The organism is Parapusillimonas granuli, from assembly GCF_013416525.1.
Taxonomy (GTDB): Bacteria; Pseudomonadota; Gammaproteobacteria; order Burkholderiales; family Burkholderiaceae_B; genus Parapusillimonas; species Parapusillimonas granuli.
On the sequence record NZ_JACCEM010000003.1, the window covers coordinates 177,191 to 191,327 of the forward strand.

A 14,137-nucleotide genomic window follows, 5' to 3' on the forward strand; every position below is an offset into this window, starting at 1 on the left:
GGCCTCGCCGGCCCGGGCGTCAATGCCGGCCGAACAGCTTGCGCAGCGGCGCCAGCGCAAGCTGCAGATCGTCGAAGGCTTCTTCCCGCTGGCTGTCCAGCCGGCGCGCCTGATCCAGGCTGATTTCAACGAAACGCAAGACGTCCCCCGGCATGCTCTGGGCAATGATGGGCAGGTCCACCGACGCGGCATGGGCGATCTTGGCATAGCCGCCCGTGGTTTGGCGGTCGGCCATCAGCACGATGGGAGACCCGTCCGGAGGAACCTGTATGCTGCCGAAGCTGGTGGCTTCGGACAGCAGCTGGGCGGTATGCGCCAGCGCCAGCGTCGGGCCTTCGAGCCGGTATCCCATGCGTTCGGAGTGCGGGCTGACGCGATAATCGCTTGAAAAGAATTCCCGGACGGCGGCCGGCGTGAACAGCGCCGCATGGGCGCCGCGCACGGCGCGGATCGCGGTGCGCGGCTGCGCCCCCAGGGTGGCCGGCAGATATATCTTGATTTCCCACAGCCGTCCGGACAGGTCGTCCAGGTCGCGGTCGGAGAGATCGGCCCGCATTGCGAAGACGTCCCCCTTCTTGAGCGCCCGGCCCTGGTGCCCGCCCAGGCCGCCGCGGAGATAGGTGCTGCGGCTGCCCAGCACCGGCTGCAGGTCCACCCCGCCATGCCAGGCGATGTAGGCCCGCAAGCCGGAGGCGCGGGCGCCGAAGGCCAGCACGTCGCCCGCCCGCACGACGATGGGGCGGTTGTTGGGGATGGGCGCATCGTTGATGGAAGGATGCAGCTGCGCGCCGCAAATGGCGATGCAGCCCGGCGCCTCGAAGCGCAGGCTGGGCCCGGTGAGCGTGACCTCCAGCGTGGCCTCGTCTTCGTCGTTGCCGGCCAGCAGGTTGGCGAGCCGATGGGCGCGCCCGTCCATGGCGCCGCCCACCGGCACGCCCAGATGCTGGAAGCCGTGCCGCCCCAGGTCCTGGAAGGACGACAGCATGCCGGGCTTGAGTACGGTGATGGTCATGTCGGCGCGCGCTTCAAGGCAAGATAGTCGTCGGGGCCGATGGGCACGAACCTGACCGTGTCCCCCGGGGCGAGCAGCGTGGCGGGTTCCCTGGCCGCGTCGAACAGCACCGAAGGCGTGCTGCCGATCAGGTTCCAGCCGCCCGGCGAAGCGTTGGGATAAATCATGGTCTGCAGATTGGCGATGGCGACCGACCCCGCGGGCACGACGGTCCGGGGGGTGTCGCGGCGGCCGATGGCGAGCTTGCGGTCGTGTATGCCGATATACGGCGCCCCGGGCGCGAAGCCCAGCATGAAGACGTAGGCCGGCGTGCCGCTGTGCAGCCGTATGACTTCCCGCGGCGTCAGGCCGCAGTGCCGGGCGACGTCTTCCAGGTCGGGGCCGTATTCGCCGCCGTAGCATACCGGGATATCCACCTGCCTGGCGTCGTCGGCGGGCTTGTCGCCGGAAAGCGCGGTTTCGAGGGTTGCGCCGATGCCGGCGACGAGGCGGTCCAGCGTGGCGCCGTCTTTGAACAGGCGGGGCTGGTAATGGACAGCCACGGAATTGAAGGCGGGCACGATGTCGCTCACGCCCGGTAGGCGCGCCGCGCGCAGGGCCGCCGCCGCCGTCCCGCAGCGCCGGCCGGTCGCGATGTCGATGCCGTCGCCGAACACCAGCAGCAGGCAGCGGTCTCCCTGGGGGACGATGGTCCAGGCGGTTTCCCGGCCGAGGGCGTTGCTAGTCATCGGCGTGGAATCCGGCTATTTGGCGAAGAGGGAGTCCAGGTTCTTGAAGGCCTTGAACTCGAGCGCGTTGCCGGACGGGTCCAGGAAGAACATGGTGGCCTGTTCGCCGGGCTGGCCTTTGAACCGTATGTAGGGTTCGATCACGAACCGGGTGCCGGCGTCTTTGAGCTTTTCGGCCAGCCGTTCCCATGCCTCCATGTCGAGCACGGCGCCGAAGTGCCGCACGGGCACGTCGTGTTCGTCCACGCTGCCGGTTCGCGCCTGGCCGCATTCGTCGGGCGACAGGTGCGCGACGATCTGGTGGCCGTAGAAGTCGAAGTCCACCCATTGGTCGGAGGACCGGCCTTCGGGACAGCCGAGGAGGTCGCCGTAGAAGGCGCGGGCTTCGGCCAGGTCACGGACGGGGAAGGCGAGATGGAAGGGGGGAAGGGTACGCGCGCGGGTCATCGTGGGCTCCGTGTTGGTTTTGGGCCTTGGTCGGCGAGGGGTATTTTAGCTTGTCGCGCCGATTGGTGACCCGTCCGCGAGTCCCGTCAACCATCCGCCCTCGCCACTCGCGACGGCGGAAAGACCAGCGAGAACAGGCTGCCCGCGCCGAGCCGACTGTGGATGGTCAGTTCGGCATTATGCCGCATCGCCACGTGCTTGGTGATGGCCAGGCCCAGACCGGTGCCGCCGGTTGCCCGCGAACGGCCGCGGTCCACCCGATAGAAGCGCTCGGTGAGCCGGGGAATGTCCTGCGAGGCGATGCCGATGCCCGTATCCTGGACGGAGTAGCAGGCATGCCCGCTTTCGGTGATGTACCAGCTGACCGTGATGGTCCCGTCCTTCGGCGTGTAGCGTATCGCATTGGTAAGCAGATTGGACACGGCCGACGCCAGCTCCGTCTCGACGCCGATGACACAGAGGTCGTCCGCGATGTTCTCGACGAAGACATGCTGGTCGTTCGACAGAATGCGCCCCTGCGCCAGCGCCGTGCGCACCAGTTGCGCCACGCGCACCGGCTCGCCTTCGGTATTGGGCGACGATTCCAGCGTCGACAGCGTCAGAAGGTCCGCGACGATGGCCTGCATGCGTTGCGCCTGCTCCAGCATCAGCGACTGATAACGCTGCTTCTGCTCCTCGCTGAGCGAATCCTCCGGCAAGTCGCGCAGGGTCTCCAGGAAGCCCGACAGGACGGTGAGCGGCGTGCGCAATTCGTGCGAGACATTGGCCACGAAATCCTTGCGCGTGGTTTCCAGCTTTTCCACCTGGGTGACGTCGCGCGTGACGATCAGATACTGGTCCAGCCCATAGCGGGTGAGCTGGACCAGCAAGGCCCGGTGCAGGCCTTCGGTGTTCAGGTGGAGCAGGACCGGCGCCGGCCAATCGGCCTGCCGGGCGTAGCGCGCGAACTCGGGTGCGCGCAGAATGTTGAAGATGCTGTGATGGCGGTCTTTCTCCAGGTCCAGCCCGATGTGCTCGCTCGCGGTCTGGTTGCACCAGGTCAGCTGCATGGCGTGGTCCAGCGTGATGGCGCCGTCGGGCAGGGCCTCGGCGGCGAGCATGATGCCGTTCACATGTTCCTTGAGCGCGTCGATTTCCTGCCGGTTGTGGCGCAGCTTGCGGTAGATGGGCGCAAGAATCGCGTCCCAGGGGCCCACCGACGGCGGCGGCGGGCTTTCGATGTCCTTGACCCAGGCGGAAATCCGCGACAGCTGCACGCCGCTGACCAGTATCATCAGGACCAGCCCGAACGAGAACGCCGCCCAGCCGGTGCTTGCCCCCAGCCAGGCGCCGAGCGCCCAGCCCAGAACGCCCCACAGGGCAATTGAGATTACGGTTTTGATCATGATGAGGCTTCAGGGCTGGCGTTTCGGCGAGGTGCGTCAGGCGTTCCGGGGTAATTGAGCCGTGAAGCGGTATCCCGCGCCGCGCACCGTTTCGATGTGGTTTTCGTGTTTGCTGGGCTCCAGCGCCTTGCGCAGGCGCCGGATGTGCACGTCGACCGTGCGCTCTTCCACGAAGACGTGGTCGCCCCATACCTGGTCGAGCAACTGCGTGCGGGAAAAGACGCGTTCGGTGTGCGTCATGAAAAAGTGTAGCAGGCGGAACTCGGTCGGCCCCAGGGTGAGCGCCCGGCCGTCGCCGGTCACCCGGTGCGTGGCCGGGTCCAGCGTCAGCGTGCCGATCCGGATCAGGTCGTCGGTCAGTTGCGGCGCGCGGCGGCGCAGCACGGCCTTGATGCGGGCGATCAGTTCCTTGGGCGAAAACGGCTTGGTGATGTAGTCGTCCGCGCCCGCTTCCAGTCCGTCCACCTTGTCGTGCTCCGCGCCCTTGGCGGTCAGCATGATCACGGGCACGTTGCGGGTGCGTTCATCGGCGCGCAATGTCTTGGCCAGGGTGATGCCCGACGCCCCCGGCAGCATCCAGTCCAGCAGGACGAGGTCCGGCAGCTCGGCGCGTATCAGCGTCTGCGCCTGTTCGGCGTCGAACGCCCGCAGCACCTTGTGGCCGGCGAAGGACAGGTTCACGGAGATCAGTTCCTGGATGGCGGGTTCGTCTTCGACGACGAGTATGGTGGTGCTCATGCTGGCTTGTATTCTGGGTGATGAAGGATCCCATGAATAATATGGCGCAAATATTTCAGGTTTGTGAAAGCCGCCGGTCGTGGGAATCTTAACCCGGGAATGATGTACGATTAGGAAATCATGCAAAACGTCCATTCCTCCACTCCTGATTCTTCCGGCACCGACGCCGGCCGCCAGGCAGGCGCCAGCACGCATTTCGGCTTCAAGACGGTGAGCGAGCAAGAAAAGGCAAGCAAGGTCGCCGAGGTCTTTCATTCCGTCGCCGGCCGCTACGACCTCATGAACGATCTCATGTCGGCCGGGCTGCATCGCGTCTGGAAGGCGTTCACCATAGGCCGTGCCGGCATCCGGCCGGGCATGAAGGTGCTGGACATCGCCGGCGGCACGGGCGACCTGGCACGCGCATTCGCCAAGCGGGCGGGGCCCCAGGGCGAAGTCTGGCTGACCGACATCAACGGTTCCATGCTGCGCGTCGGGCGCGACCGCCTGACGGACGACGGCCTGCTGCTGCCCATGGCGGTGTGCGACGCCGAAAAGCTGCCCTTTCCGTCAGGGTATTTCGACCGGGTCAGCGTGGCTTTCGGGCTGCGCAACATGACCCACAAGGATCGCGCGCTGGCCGAAATGCGGCGCGTGCTGAAACCGGGCGGCAAGCTGCTCGTGCTCGAATTCTCGCGCATCGCCAAGCCCCTGTCGCCCGCCTACGACTGGTATTCCTTCAACGTCCTGCCCTGGCTGGGCAAGAAGGTGGCGGGCGACGAGGCCAGCTACCGCTACCTGGCGGAATCGATACGCATGCATCCAGATCAGGAAACGCTGGCCGGCATGCTGGCCGACGCCGGCCTGTCGCGGGTGCGGTATTTCAATCTCAGCGCCGGCCTGGTCGCGCTGCACGAGGGCGTCAACCTGGCTTGATGCCTGCCCGGCGCCGTTCATGTCTTCTTCAGGTTTTTTCGCGGGAACATGAACGTTTTTTAACACCACATGTCTTACTTTATGCTAATGTTCAGCTTCCAGTAAGTATTGTGGCGTTCATGCGCTATGCGGCCGCCACATCGTGTTCAGATAAAGAAATAAGCGGCGGCGGGCCGGCCGGCTCGCTGCCCCTTCAAGGAGATCACCAGATGTCTAAACGTATTTCTCGGCTGCTTGCCATCGCCATGCTGACGATATCCGCCGGCGCGATGCTCTCGGTGTCCTTCGACGCCGAAGCGCGCAGGGCGGGCGGCGGCAAAAGCCTGGGACGCCAGTCGACCAACGTTACCCAGCAGCGCCAGGCCGTGACGCCGCCGGCGGCAACGACCACCAATCGCGCCGCGGCGCCTGCGGCCGGCGCGGCCGCCACGGGCGCAGCCGCCGGTGCGGCGGCCAAGAGCGGCATGTCGCGCTGGCTGGGGCCCATCGCCGGGATCGCAGCGGGCCTGGGCATCGCCGCGCTGCTGTCCAGCATGGGCCTGTCGGGCGCCTTCCTGGAAATGATGTCCAGCCTGCTGCTGATCGCCTTGCTGGTCTTCGGCGTCATCTTCATCGTGCGCAGGTTGCGCGGGGGCGCGGCGCGCCCCGCCATGCAGCAGGCGGGCGGCGCGGGCAATCCCGGCGGAGCGCAGAACCTGTTCCGCCAGGCCGCCGGCGGCCAAGCCCATGGGCAGGCGCCCGCCCAGCAAGCCGGGGCCGGCGCTGCGGCGACCGGCGCTGCGGCGGCTGCCCCTGCGGCCGTCGCCGCAGCGGCGGTGCCCGCCGCTCCGGTGGACGACAAATGGTTCATCCCGGGCGACTTCGACACGTCCGCCTTCCTGGCCAACGCCAAGGCGCAGTTCATCCAGATCCAGGCCATCTGGGACAGCGGCGACCTGGACCGCCTGCGTGAATACATGACCGACGACCTGGTCGCCGAAATCAAGCCCGAAATCCTTGCGCGCGAAGAAGGCAACGTCACGGAAGTCGTGCTGCTGAATGCCGAGCTGCTGGGCATCGAAGCCGTGTCAGGCGGCCACCTGGCCAGCGTGCGCTACTCGGGCATGCTGCGCGAAGCCAAGGGCGCCGAAGCCTTCCGCTTCGAAGAGGTCTGGAATCTTTACAAGGGCGAAGGCACGGGCTGGCTGCTGGCCGGCATCCAGCAGATTCCGGTCGAATACGCCAGCTGACGCCCGGCGCGCGGGCGGGTCGTCCCCCCGCGCAAGAGTTCGTCCGGCGCCGGCCGGCTCCCATCGCGCATGGCGGCCCAGGGCCTGTCGACCTCGACGGGCCCTGGGCGCCGCCGCGAAACCGGCTTGTGGCGCCGTTGCAGCTTGGGCACGGTGCGGCGGACCGTCCGCCGCGTATAAAACCGTTAAACTTGGGCTCTGACAAAGTTCTGAACCATACCGGTTTTATCGTGCACCTCGACATGTTTCCATTTTCCCTGCTTCCCGACCCGGCCTCCGTGCACGCGCGCATGCTCAACATGCTGTTGCGGCGGGAAGACTGGGCGCGCGAACGGCTGAGCCGGCACGCGGGAAAAACGCTGCGCTTCGCCGTCGGCGCCTTCAAGACCGACTTGGCCCTGCAGTCCGAAGGCTACGTGCAGGCGACGGATCCGGCCGTGGTGCCCGACGTCGTGCTCACCATACCGGCCGCCCGCTTTGCGGAGCTTCCAGCGGCTTTGCGTTCCCGCGATCCCGCCGCGATCGCCGCCATCATGCACGTGCAGGGCGACGCCGGGCTCGCCCAGGTGGTGTCCGACCTGGCCCGCGATTTGCGCTGGGACGCCGAAGACGATTTGTCGCGCGTCGTGGGCGACGTCGCGGCCGCGCGCCTGATGGGCCTGGGGCGCGGCCTGGCCGGCGGCATGCAGCTCGCGGCGGCCAGGCTGGCCGGCAACGTCGGCGAATTCCTGACCGAAGAAAGCGGGCTGATGGCGACCCGGCCCGCCTACGAGGACTGGGTGGTCCGGCTGCAGGAAATGCGCAAGCGGCTCGACCGCCTGGACGCCCGGGTGGGCGCCCTGTCCCCGCTTGCGGGGCCGGGCCTGAGAACGGGCGGCCGCTGATGTTCACCCTGCTGCGCCTGCTGAAGATCATCGTCGTCGCCCTGCGCTACAGGCTGGACGAACTCGTGCTGTCGGGGATCAAGCATCCCATCGCCTACACGCTGCTGCGCATCGTGCGCTTCGGCCGCCCGCCCAAGACGCCCCGCGGCGTGCGCTTGCGGCTTGCGCTCGAATCCCTGGGGCCTATTTTCGTGAAGTTCGGGCAGGTTCTTTCCACCCGCCGGGATCTCATCCCGCTGGACGTCGCGATCGAGCTCGCCCTGCTGCAGGACCGGGTCCCGCCGTTTCCCTCGGACCAGGCCGCCGCCGGCATCGAGGCGGCGCTGGGCGCGTCGCCCCATACTCTGTTCAAGCACTTCGAGGTCGACCCCGTGGCCTCGGCCTCCATCGCCCAGGTGCATTTCGCCGTGCTGCACGACGGGCGGGAAGTCGCCGTGAAGGTGTTGCGCCCCGGCATGCGCGACATCATCGAAAAAGACCTCGCGCTCATGCGCGTGCTGGCGGTCCTGATCGAACGCCTGGCCGCGGACGGCCGGCGCCTGAAGCCGCGCCAGGTCGTCGCCGAGTTTGACAACTACCTGCACGACGAGCTGGACCTGATACGCGAAGCCTCGAACTGCAGCCAGCTGCGCCGGAATTTTTCACCCGAGACCGGGCGCGAGCACCTGCTGATGGTGCCCGAGGTCGTCTGGGAATACTGCGCAACCACCGTCTTCACGATGGAGCGCATGAGCGGCATACCGGTCAGCCAGATCGAACGCCTGCGCGCCGCCAATATCGATACCAAGGAACTGGGCCGCGCCGGAGTGGAGATCTTCTTCACGCAAGTCTTCACCGACGGCTTCTTCCATGCCGACATGCACCCCGGCAATATCTTCGTTTCCGACCGCCCGGAAACGCTGGGCCGCTACATCGCGCTGGACTTCGGCATCGTCGGCTCGCTGTCCGAATTCGACAAGAACTACCTGGCGCAGAACTTCCTGGCGTTCTTCCGGCGCGACTACCACCGAGTCGCCCAGCTGCACATCGAGTCCGGATGGGTGCCTCCCAACACGCGCGAAGAAGAACTGGAAGGCGCCGTGCGCGCGGTCTGCGAGCCGTATTTCGACCGCCCCTTGTCCGAGATATCGCTGGGCCAGGTGCTGTTGCGCCTGTTCCAGACTTCCCGCCGCTTCAACGTCGAGATCCAGCCGCAGCTGGTCCTGCTGCAGAAAACGCTGTTGAACGTCGAAGGCATGGGCCGCGAACTCGATCCCAACCTGGATCTCTGGAAGACCGCCAAGCCCTACCTGGAGAAATGGATGCACGAGCGAGTGGGCCTAGCCGGCCTGCGCAAGCAGCTCGACAAGGAAGCCGCCCAGTGGTCGCAGCTGCTTCCGGAAATACCCCGGCTGGTTCACGCCCGCCTGAGCCGGCCCGACTACGGCCCTGCGTTAAACTTGGAGCTCACACGCCTGCGCAAGGCACAGGAGCAAAGCAATCGCTTGCTGATGCTGCTGTCCGTCATCGCCATGGCGGCTCTAGGTTTGGCTGTATGGGCATTGACCCAAAACTAGGCCACGCCGGGGCTGACGCCCCGGCCGGCCGATCATCGCTATGAGAGACCCCCACATGCTTTACCCTGAACTGTTCAAATCGATGGAAGCCGTGCGCTGGAACATGGGCACCGACATCCCCTGGTCGGACTTCGATCCCGCGAAACTGAGCGACGAACAAGCCTACACCATCAAGATGAATGCCATCACCGAATGGGCGGCATTGCCGGCCACGGAAATGTTCCTGCGCGACAATCGCGACGACAGCGATTTCTGCGCCTTCATGTCGGTCTGGTTCTTCGAAGAGCAGAAACACTCGCTGGCCCTGATCGAATACCTGCGCCGTTTCCGGCCCGAGCTCGTCCCGACCGAAGAAGAGTTGCACAAAGTCCGCTTTGAATTCGACCCGGCGCCCGCGCTCGAAACCCTGATGCTGCACTTCTGCGGCGAAGTCCGCCTGAACCACTGGTACCGGCGCGCGTCCGATTGGCACACCGAGCCCGTCATCAAGGCCATCTACAAGATCATTGCGCAAGACGAAGCCCGGCACGCCGGCGCCTACCTGCGCTACATGAAGCGCGCCCTGGTCCATCGCGGCAAGGAATTCGGCCACAATGCGCGCCTGGCGTTCTCCAAGATCGGCGTCCTGATGGCGTCGGCACACAGAACGCCGCAGGCCCTGCACCCCACCAATCTGCACGTCAACAAGGACCTCTACCCGCAAGACACGGTGCAGTCGAAGCTGCCGTCGCCCGGCTGGCTCGAAAACTGGCTCGACAATCAAATCCAGTTCGACAACGAATGGGAAGGCAAGGTCAGCACGCGCATCCTGCACAATATGTCCTTGTTGATGGACAGCACCTTCAATACGGTGCAGGACCTGAACCGCTACCGCAAGCAGCTCGCCAAGGGCCTGGTTCCCGCCTGAGAGCGCCGCGCCGTATGACGGTCCGTTTCGAAGCCAAGATCCTGTCCCGCGATGCATGCGTCGCCGCCGTGAAGAACGGCGCGCTGCCGCGACCCATCATCTTCACCAACGGTGTGTTCGACATCCTGCACCGCGGCCATGCCAGCTATCTGGACGAGGCCGCGCAGCTGGGCGCCAGCCTGATCGTGGCGGTCAACACCGACGCGTCGGCGCGCCGCCTGGGCAAGGGCGCCGACCGCCCGCTCAATACCGAGGAGGACCGCGCGGCGCTGCTGGCGGCCCTGGCCAGCGTGACGGTGGTCACGTCGTTCGACGAGGACACGCCCCAGGCGCTGATCGAGGCTTTGCGGCCGGATGTCATCGTGAAGGGCGGCGACTACGATATGGAAAGCCTGCCGGAAACGGCCAGTGTCAAGGCCTGGGGAGGCAGGGCGGTCGCGATTCCGTTTCGGCATCAGCGGTCGACGACGGCGCTGGTGCGGAAGATCCGCGGGGGGGATCAGCCACCGGGCGGCTGAGCGGGGGCTTCCCCCGCGCTGGAAGCGCTCAGGACGCCTTGGCCTTGCCGGCGGGCGTGGTCAGCAGCCGGTTGACGGCCATGATGTCGTTTTCCGTGAGTATCCCCGTGCTGGCCTTCAGGCGCAGACTGCTCATCAGCGTATCGTAGCGCGCCCTGGCCAGGCTGCGCTGCGTTTCGTACAGCTGTTGCTGCGCATTGAGCACGTCGATGTTGATCCGGACGCCGACCTCGTAGCCCGTCTGGTTGGCCTGCAGCGACGACAGGCTGGATTTCTCGGCGGCACGCAGCGCCTGGACCTGGGCCAGGCCCGATGTCACCCCCGAAAAATGCCGCTGCGTCGACTGCACCGCCTCGCGCTTGGCGTTTTCGAGCTCATAGCGCGCTTGCTGCAGGCGGGAAGTCTGTTCGCGCACCACCGAAGAGATCTCGCCGCCGGAGAAAATCGGAATCGTGACGCGCAAGCCCACCGAACTGTCCAGCGAACGCGGGCCGCTGTCCTTGCCGGCCAGGCCGCGGTCCGAGGCGGTGCCGGTCTGGGCTTCGAGATATAGCCTGGGATAATGCTCGCCCTTGGCGATGTCGATCTGCTTTTCGACGATCTTGGCCTGCAGCGCCGCCTGCGCCACCGCCAGGCTGGAGGCCGACGACTGCAGCACCCAGGCGTCCAGCCGGTTGGGTTCCGGCGCGGGCAAAGGGGTGTCGTTGGCCAGCTCCGCCAGCGTTCCCGGCCGCTCGTGGATGATGCGCGCCAGTTGATCCTGGCTCAGTTGCAGCTGGTTCTGGGCCTGGAGTTCACTGGCTTTCAGGAGATCCAGCCTGGACTGGGCCTCGTAGGCGTCGGCGATGGTGGTGCCGCCCAGCTCGTAGCCGCGGGTGGCGGCATCCAGCTGGGTCTGCACGGCTTCCTTCTGCGCCTGCAGGACGCGCAGCGTATCCTGGGCGGCGAGCACATCGAAATAGGCTTGCGATACGCGCAGGATGAGATCCTGATAGGCCCTGGCCTGTGCGATGTCGGCGGCGCCGGCGATGTATTCCGAACGCTTCAGCTGGTCCCACGCGCCGATGTCCACCAGCGGCTGGGTCAGCGTCAGCGCCCATTCCGCCCGGCGCGAACTGCTTCGATCACCGAGCGTGCGGGCCCGGCGCACGTCTTCGGTCTCGGCGACGGCGCCCGCTGTCACGAAGGGAAGCAGCCGGGCCTTGGCCTGGTTGACGAATTCCTGGTCGGCGTTTCGCCCGGCGCGGCTGGCCGCGTAGATGGGATCACGTTCCTGGGCGAGCTGCCAGACCTGCAGGAGGTCCTGGCCGTGAACGGGGAGCACGCCGGCGCAGAGCAGCGCGATGCACGAAACGAAGTACTTGCCCAGGGACGTTGGCATTCAGATTCAGAATTTGAATTTCGATATGGTTGCGCCGCGCAGCGGTTTGATGACGGTATCGAAGAGCGCCGTGGTTTCGAAGCTGGCCGCGCTGGTGCGCGTGATGCGACAGGCGGTCATGACGGGATGCTGGCCCACCACCACGACCAGGCGGCCGCCGATGCGCAACTGGTACTTCAGCGCGTCGGGCACCACGGGAACGGAGCCGGTGACCAGGATGGCGTCGTATTCGGTGGTGCCCCAGCCCGCGTGCGCATCGCCGGTTTCGACCTTGACGTTGCCGACCTGGTTGCGCTGCAGGTTCTGCAGGGCGAACGCGGACAGGCGGCTGTCGACCTCGATGCTGGTGACCTGCTGGCACAGCTTGGCCAGCAGCGCGGCCTGGTAGCCCGAGCCGGTGCCGATCTCGAGCACGCAGTCGGTGGGCTTCAGCTGCAATTCCTGCGCCAGGCGCGCTTCGACCTTGGGGGTGAGCATGGTTTCGCGCGTGTCGACCGAATTGATGACGAGAGGCAGTTCGACGTCGGAAAAAGCCAGCCCCTGCATGGGAGCCGGAACATAGCGTTCGCGGGGAACGTCGAACAAGGCTTGCAGGACCCGATCATCGAGCACGTCCCAGGGGCGGACCTGTTGCTCGATCATGTTGAATCGAGCCCGTTCGATTTCTGATAGTGCTGTAACGTTCATGGTGTCTACAAATAAACGGTGAAGTGTATTCATTGTGGCGGCGGGCTTACCAATGGTAAGCCCGCCGCGTCGTGCTAACTATAGCGTATTTGGGCTATTTTGGCGCAGGCCACCAGGCATGGAAATGCTGCACCGGACCGTGGCCCGACCCGACCCGCAAGTCGCCCGATCGGGCGATGGCCTGCACCAGATAGGCCTTCGCCTGCCGGGCCGCTTCGGGCACGTCGCCCACGCGCGGCAGCAGCGCGGCCAGCGCCGCGGAAAGCGTGCAGCCGGTGCCATGGGTGTTGGGCGTGTCGATGCGCTTGCCGGGCAGTTCGATCATGCGGTCGCCGTCGTGCAGCACGTCGATGGTGTCGTTGCCGGGCAGGTGGCCGCCCTTCAGGTAGACCCAGCGCTCGCCGGAATCGCTCAGCAGGCGGCGCAGCCTTTCGGCCGCCCGGCGCATGTCGCGCAGGTTGTCCACGGGGGCGGCGTCCAGCAGCACGCCGGCTTCGGGCAGATTGGGGGTGAGCAGGGTCGCCTGCGGCAGCAGGCTGGCGCGCAGCTCGTCGACGGCGGCGCGCTCCAGCAGGTGGTCGCCGCTTTTTGCGATCATGACCGGATCCAGCACCAGGTGCGCGGGCTTCCAGTGGGCCATGCGGTCGGCCACCTTGCGGGTCACGAGCTGCTGGCCCAGCATGCCGATCTTGACGGCGTCTATGTGCACGTCGGCGAACAGCGTGTCGATCTGGGCGGCGACGAAGTCGGGCGGCACGGGCGAGATGCCGGTCACGGCCTGCGTGTTCTGGGCCGTCAGGGCGGCGACGACGGCCGTCCCGTAGGCGCCCAGGGCGCTCATGGCCTTGATGTCGGCAAGAATCCCCGCGCCGCCCGATGGATCCACGCCGGCGATGGTGAGGGTGTTGGGAATCATGCGTCAGTCTCGCTTGCGGGGCGTCAAGAGGCCTTCGGCGGGCGAACTGGGATCCGCGCTGTAGAACTTGCGCGGCACGCGGCCGGCCAGGAAGGCTTCGCGGCCGGCCTGCACCGCCTTCTTCATGGCGCTGGCCATGAGAATGGGATTGCGGGCGCCGGCGATGGCGGTGTTCATCAGCACGGCATCGCAGCCCAGCTCCATGGCCACGGCGGCGTCCGACGCCGTGCCCACGCCGGCGTCCACCAGCACGGGGACCTTGATGCTGTCGATGATCAGGCGCAGGTTCCAGGGGTTGAGTATGCCCATGCCGGAGCCGATCAGCGACGCCAGCGGCATGACGGCGATGCAGCCGATGTCTTCCAGCATGCGGCACTGGATCGGATCGTCGGTGCAGTAGACCATGACCTGGAAGCCTTCCTTGACCAGGGTGCGGGCCGCTTCCAGGGTCTCGGGCATGTTGGGGAAGAGATTGTCCGCGCTGCCCAGCACCTCTAGCTTGACCAGCGCGTGCCCGTCCAGCAGTTCGCGCGCCAGGCGCAGCGTGCGCACGGCTTCGTCGGCCGTGTAGCAGCCGGCGGTATTGGGCAGTATGGTGTATTTGGACGGCGCCACGTAGTCGAGCAGATTCGGCTCGCCCGGGTTCTGGCCGATGTTGCTGCGCCGGATGGCCACCGTGACGATTTCCGTGCCGCTGGCTTCGATGGCCTGGCGGGTTTCTTCGAAGTCCTTGTACTTGCCGGTGCCGACGAGTAGGCGGGACGAATAACTGCGGCCCGCGAGAGTGAAAGTGTCGTTCTGAGTCATGGTGCGAATAGGGGGGACGGATTGCCA

The 14,137-nt window shown here is 66.3% G+C and carries 15 protein-coding genes; 6 read left to right on the forward strand and 9 right to left on the reverse strand.

The features are described from left to right. Positions 1–19 precede the first annotated feature (19 nt). The 5 genes from H0A72_RS06095 to phoB all read right to left on the reverse strand — a co-directional run bounded on the left by H0A72_RS06095 (position 20) and on the right by phoB (position 4,310). Positions 20–1,012: a 5-oxoprolinase subunit C family protein gene (locus tag H0A72_RS06095; protein WP_180154182.1), complete on the reverse strand. Its 993-nt coding sequence runs from the start codon at positions 1,010–1,012 to the stop codon at positions 20–22. After that, entirely contained in the window at positions 1,009–1,740 is a 732-nt protein-coding gene (pxpB, locus tag H0A72_RS06100; RefSeq protein WP_180154183.1) for a 5-oxoprolinase subunit PxpB, read from the reverse strand. The genes H0A72_RS06095 and pxpB overlap by 4 nt, the downstream gene beginning before the upstream one ends. A gap of 15 nt (positions 1,741–1,755) precedes the next feature. Beyond that, on the reverse strand, positions 1,756–2,187 hold the full coding sequence (locus H0A72_RS06105) for a VOC family protein (RefSeq protein WP_180154184.1): 432 nt from the start codon (positions 2,185–2,187) through the stop codon (positions 1,756–1,758). Between the two features lie 86 nt (positions 2,188–2,273). Further along, on the reverse strand, positions 2,274–3,572 hold the full coding sequence (phoR, locus tag H0A72_RS06110; RefSeq protein ID WP_180154185.1) for a phosphate regulon sensor histidine kinase PhoR: 1,299 nt from the start codon (positions 3,570–3,572) through the stop codon (positions 2,274–2,276). Positions 3,573–3,608: 36 nt separating this feature from the next. Continuing rightward, complete coding sequence (gene phoB, locus H0A72_RS06115; protein WP_180154186.1) at positions 3,609–4,310, reverse strand: phosphate regulon transcriptional regulator PhoB; 702 nt, start codon at positions 4,308–4,310, stop codon at positions 3,609–3,611. A gap of 120 nt (positions 4,311–4,430) precedes the next feature. On the opposite strand from phoB, the gene ubiE reads away from it, so the two are divergent. From ubiE to rfaE2, 6 genes are all read left to right on the forward strand, one after another. Then, complete coding sequence (gene ubiE / locus H0A72_RS06120) at positions 4,431–5,225, forward strand: bifunctional demethylmenaquinone methyltransferase/2-methoxy-6-polyprenyl-1,4-benzoquinol methylase UbiE (RefSeq protein WP_180154187.1); 795 nt, start codon at positions 4,431–4,433, stop codon at positions 5,223–5,225. A gap of 209 nt (positions 5,226–5,434) precedes the next feature. After that, positions 5,435–6,454 (forward strand): Tim44 domain-containing protein, encoded by a 1,020-nt coding sequence (locus H0A72_RS06125; protein ID WP_180154188.1) that lies wholly within the window; start codon positions 5,435–5,437, stop codon positions 6,452–6,454. 242 nt (positions 6,455–6,696) lie between these two features. Beyond that, the gene (locus tag H0A72_RS06130; protein WP_180154189.1) at positions 6,697–7,338 is read left to right on the forward strand and encodes a ubiquinone biosynthesis accessory factor UbiJ; all 642 of its coding nucleotides are present in this window, start codon (positions 6,697–6,699) and stop codon (positions 7,336–7,338) included. Next, the gene (gene ubiB, locus H0A72_RS06135) at positions 7,338–8,894 is read left to right on the forward strand and encodes a ubiquinone biosynthesis regulatory protein kinase UbiB (RefSeq protein WP_180154190.1); all 1,557 of its coding nucleotides are present in this window, start codon (positions 7,338–7,340) and stop codon (positions 8,892–8,894) included. Before H0A72_RS06130 ends, ubiB begins: the two co-directional genes overlap by 1 nt. A 55-nt stretch (positions 8,895–8,949) precedes the next feature. Next, entirely contained in the window at positions 8,950–9,801 is an 852-nt protein-coding gene (locus H0A72_RS06140; RefSeq protein WP_180154191.1) for a ferritin family protein, read from the forward strand. A gap of 14 nt (positions 9,802–9,815) precedes the next feature. Next, positions 9,816–10,319: a D-glycero-beta-D-manno-heptose 1-phosphate adenylyltransferase gene (rfaE2, locus tag H0A72_RS06145; protein WP_180154192.1), complete on the forward strand. Its 504-nt coding sequence runs from the start codon at positions 9,816–9,818 to the stop codon at positions 10,317–10,319. Between the two features lie 28 nt (positions 10,320–10,347). Here the strand turns inward: rfaE2 and H0A72_RS06150 are convergent, their stop codons facing one another. From H0A72_RS06150 to H0A72_RS06165, 4 genes are all read right to left on the reverse strand, one after another. Further along, positions 10,348–11,700 carry a TolC family outer membrane protein gene (locus H0A72_RS06150; RefSeq protein WP_180154193.1) on the reverse strand — a complete coding sequence of 451 codons (1,353 nt, stop codon included), beginning with the start codon at positions 11,698–11,700 and terminating at the stop codon, positions 10,348–10,350. A 6-nt stretch (positions 11,701–11,706) separates the two neighbouring features. Next, the gene (locus H0A72_RS06155; protein ID WP_180154194.1) at positions 11,707–12,387 is read right to left on the reverse strand and encodes a protein-L-isoaspartate O-methyltransferase family protein; all 681 of its coding nucleotides are present in this window, start codon (positions 12,385–12,387) and stop codon (positions 11,707–11,709) included. A 94-nt stretch (positions 12,388–12,481) separates the two neighbouring features. Continuing rightward, positions 12,482–13,303: a bifunctional hydroxymethylpyrimidine kinase/phosphomethylpyrimidine kinase gene (gene thiD, locus H0A72_RS06160; protein WP_180154195.1), complete on the reverse strand. Its 822-nt coding sequence runs from the start codon at positions 13,301–13,303 to the stop codon at positions 12,482–12,484. Between the two features lie 3 nt (positions 13,304–13,306). Then, positions 13,307–14,110, reverse strand: coding sequence for a thiazole synthase (locus H0A72_RS06165; protein ID WP_180154196.1), 804 nt, complete (start codon positions 14,108–14,110; stop codon positions 13,307–13,309). Positions 14,111–14,137 lie beyond the last annotated feature (27 nt).

Bases quoted from the DNA above. Each gene is read 5' to 3' on its own strand.
- H0A72_RS06095 (WP_180154182.1), bottom strand. From the start codon at position 1,012: ATGACCATCACCGTACTCAAGCCCGGCATGCTGTCGTCCTTCCAGGAC.
- pxpB (WP_180154183.1), bottom strand. From the start codon at position 1,740: ATGACTAGCAACGCCCTCGGCCGGGAAACCGCCTGGACCATCGTCCCC.
- H0A72_RS06105 (WP_180154184.1), bottom strand. From the start codon at position 2,187: ATGACCCGCGCGCGTACCCTTCCCCCCTTCCATCTCGCCTTCCCCGTC.
- phoR (WP_180154185.1), bottom strand. From the start codon at position 3,572: ATGATCAAAACCGTAATCTCAATTGCCCTGTGGGGCGTTCTGGGCTGG.
- phoB (WP_180154186.1), bottom strand. From the start codon at position 4,310: ATGAGCACCACCATACTCGTCGTCGAAGACGAACCCGCCATCCAGGAA.
- ubiE (WP_180154187.1), top strand. From the start codon at position 4,431: ATGCAAAACGTCCATTCCTCCACTCCTGATTCTTCCGGCACCGACGCC.
- H0A72_RS06125 (WP_180154188.1), top strand. From the start codon at position 5,435: ATGTCTAAACGTATTTCTCGGCTGCTTGCCATCGCCATGCTGACGATA.
- H0A72_RS06130 (WP_180154189.1), top strand. From the start codon at position 6,697: ATGTTTCCATTTTCCCTGCTTCCCGACCCGGCCTCCGTGCACGCGCGC.
- ubiB (WP_180154190.1), top strand. From the start codon at position 7,338: ATGTTCACCCTGCTGCGCCTGCTGAAGATCATCGTCGTCGCCCTGCGC.
- H0A72_RS06140 (WP_180154191.1), top strand. From the start codon at position 8,950: ATGCTTTACCCTGAACTGTTCAAATCGATGGAAGCCGTGCGCTGGAAC.
- rfaE2 (WP_180154192.1), top strand. From the start codon at position 9,816: ATGACGGTCCGTTTCGAAGCCAAGATCCTGTCCCGCGATGCATGCGTC.
- H0A72_RS06150 (WP_180154193.1), bottom strand. From the start codon at position 11,700: ATGCCAACGTCCCTGGGCAAGTACTTCGTTTCGTGCATCGCGCTGCTC.
- H0A72_RS06155 (WP_180154194.1), bottom strand. From the start codon at position 12,387: ATGAACGTTACAGCACTATCAGAAATCGAACGGGCTCGATTCAACATG.
- thiD (WP_180154195.1), bottom strand. From the start codon at position 13,303: ATGATTCCCAACACCCTCACCATCGCCGGCGTGGATCCATCGGGCGGC.
- H0A72_RS06165 (WP_180154196.1), bottom strand. From the start codon at position 14,110: ATGACTCAGAACGACACTTTCACTCTCGCGGGCCGCAGTTATTCGTCC.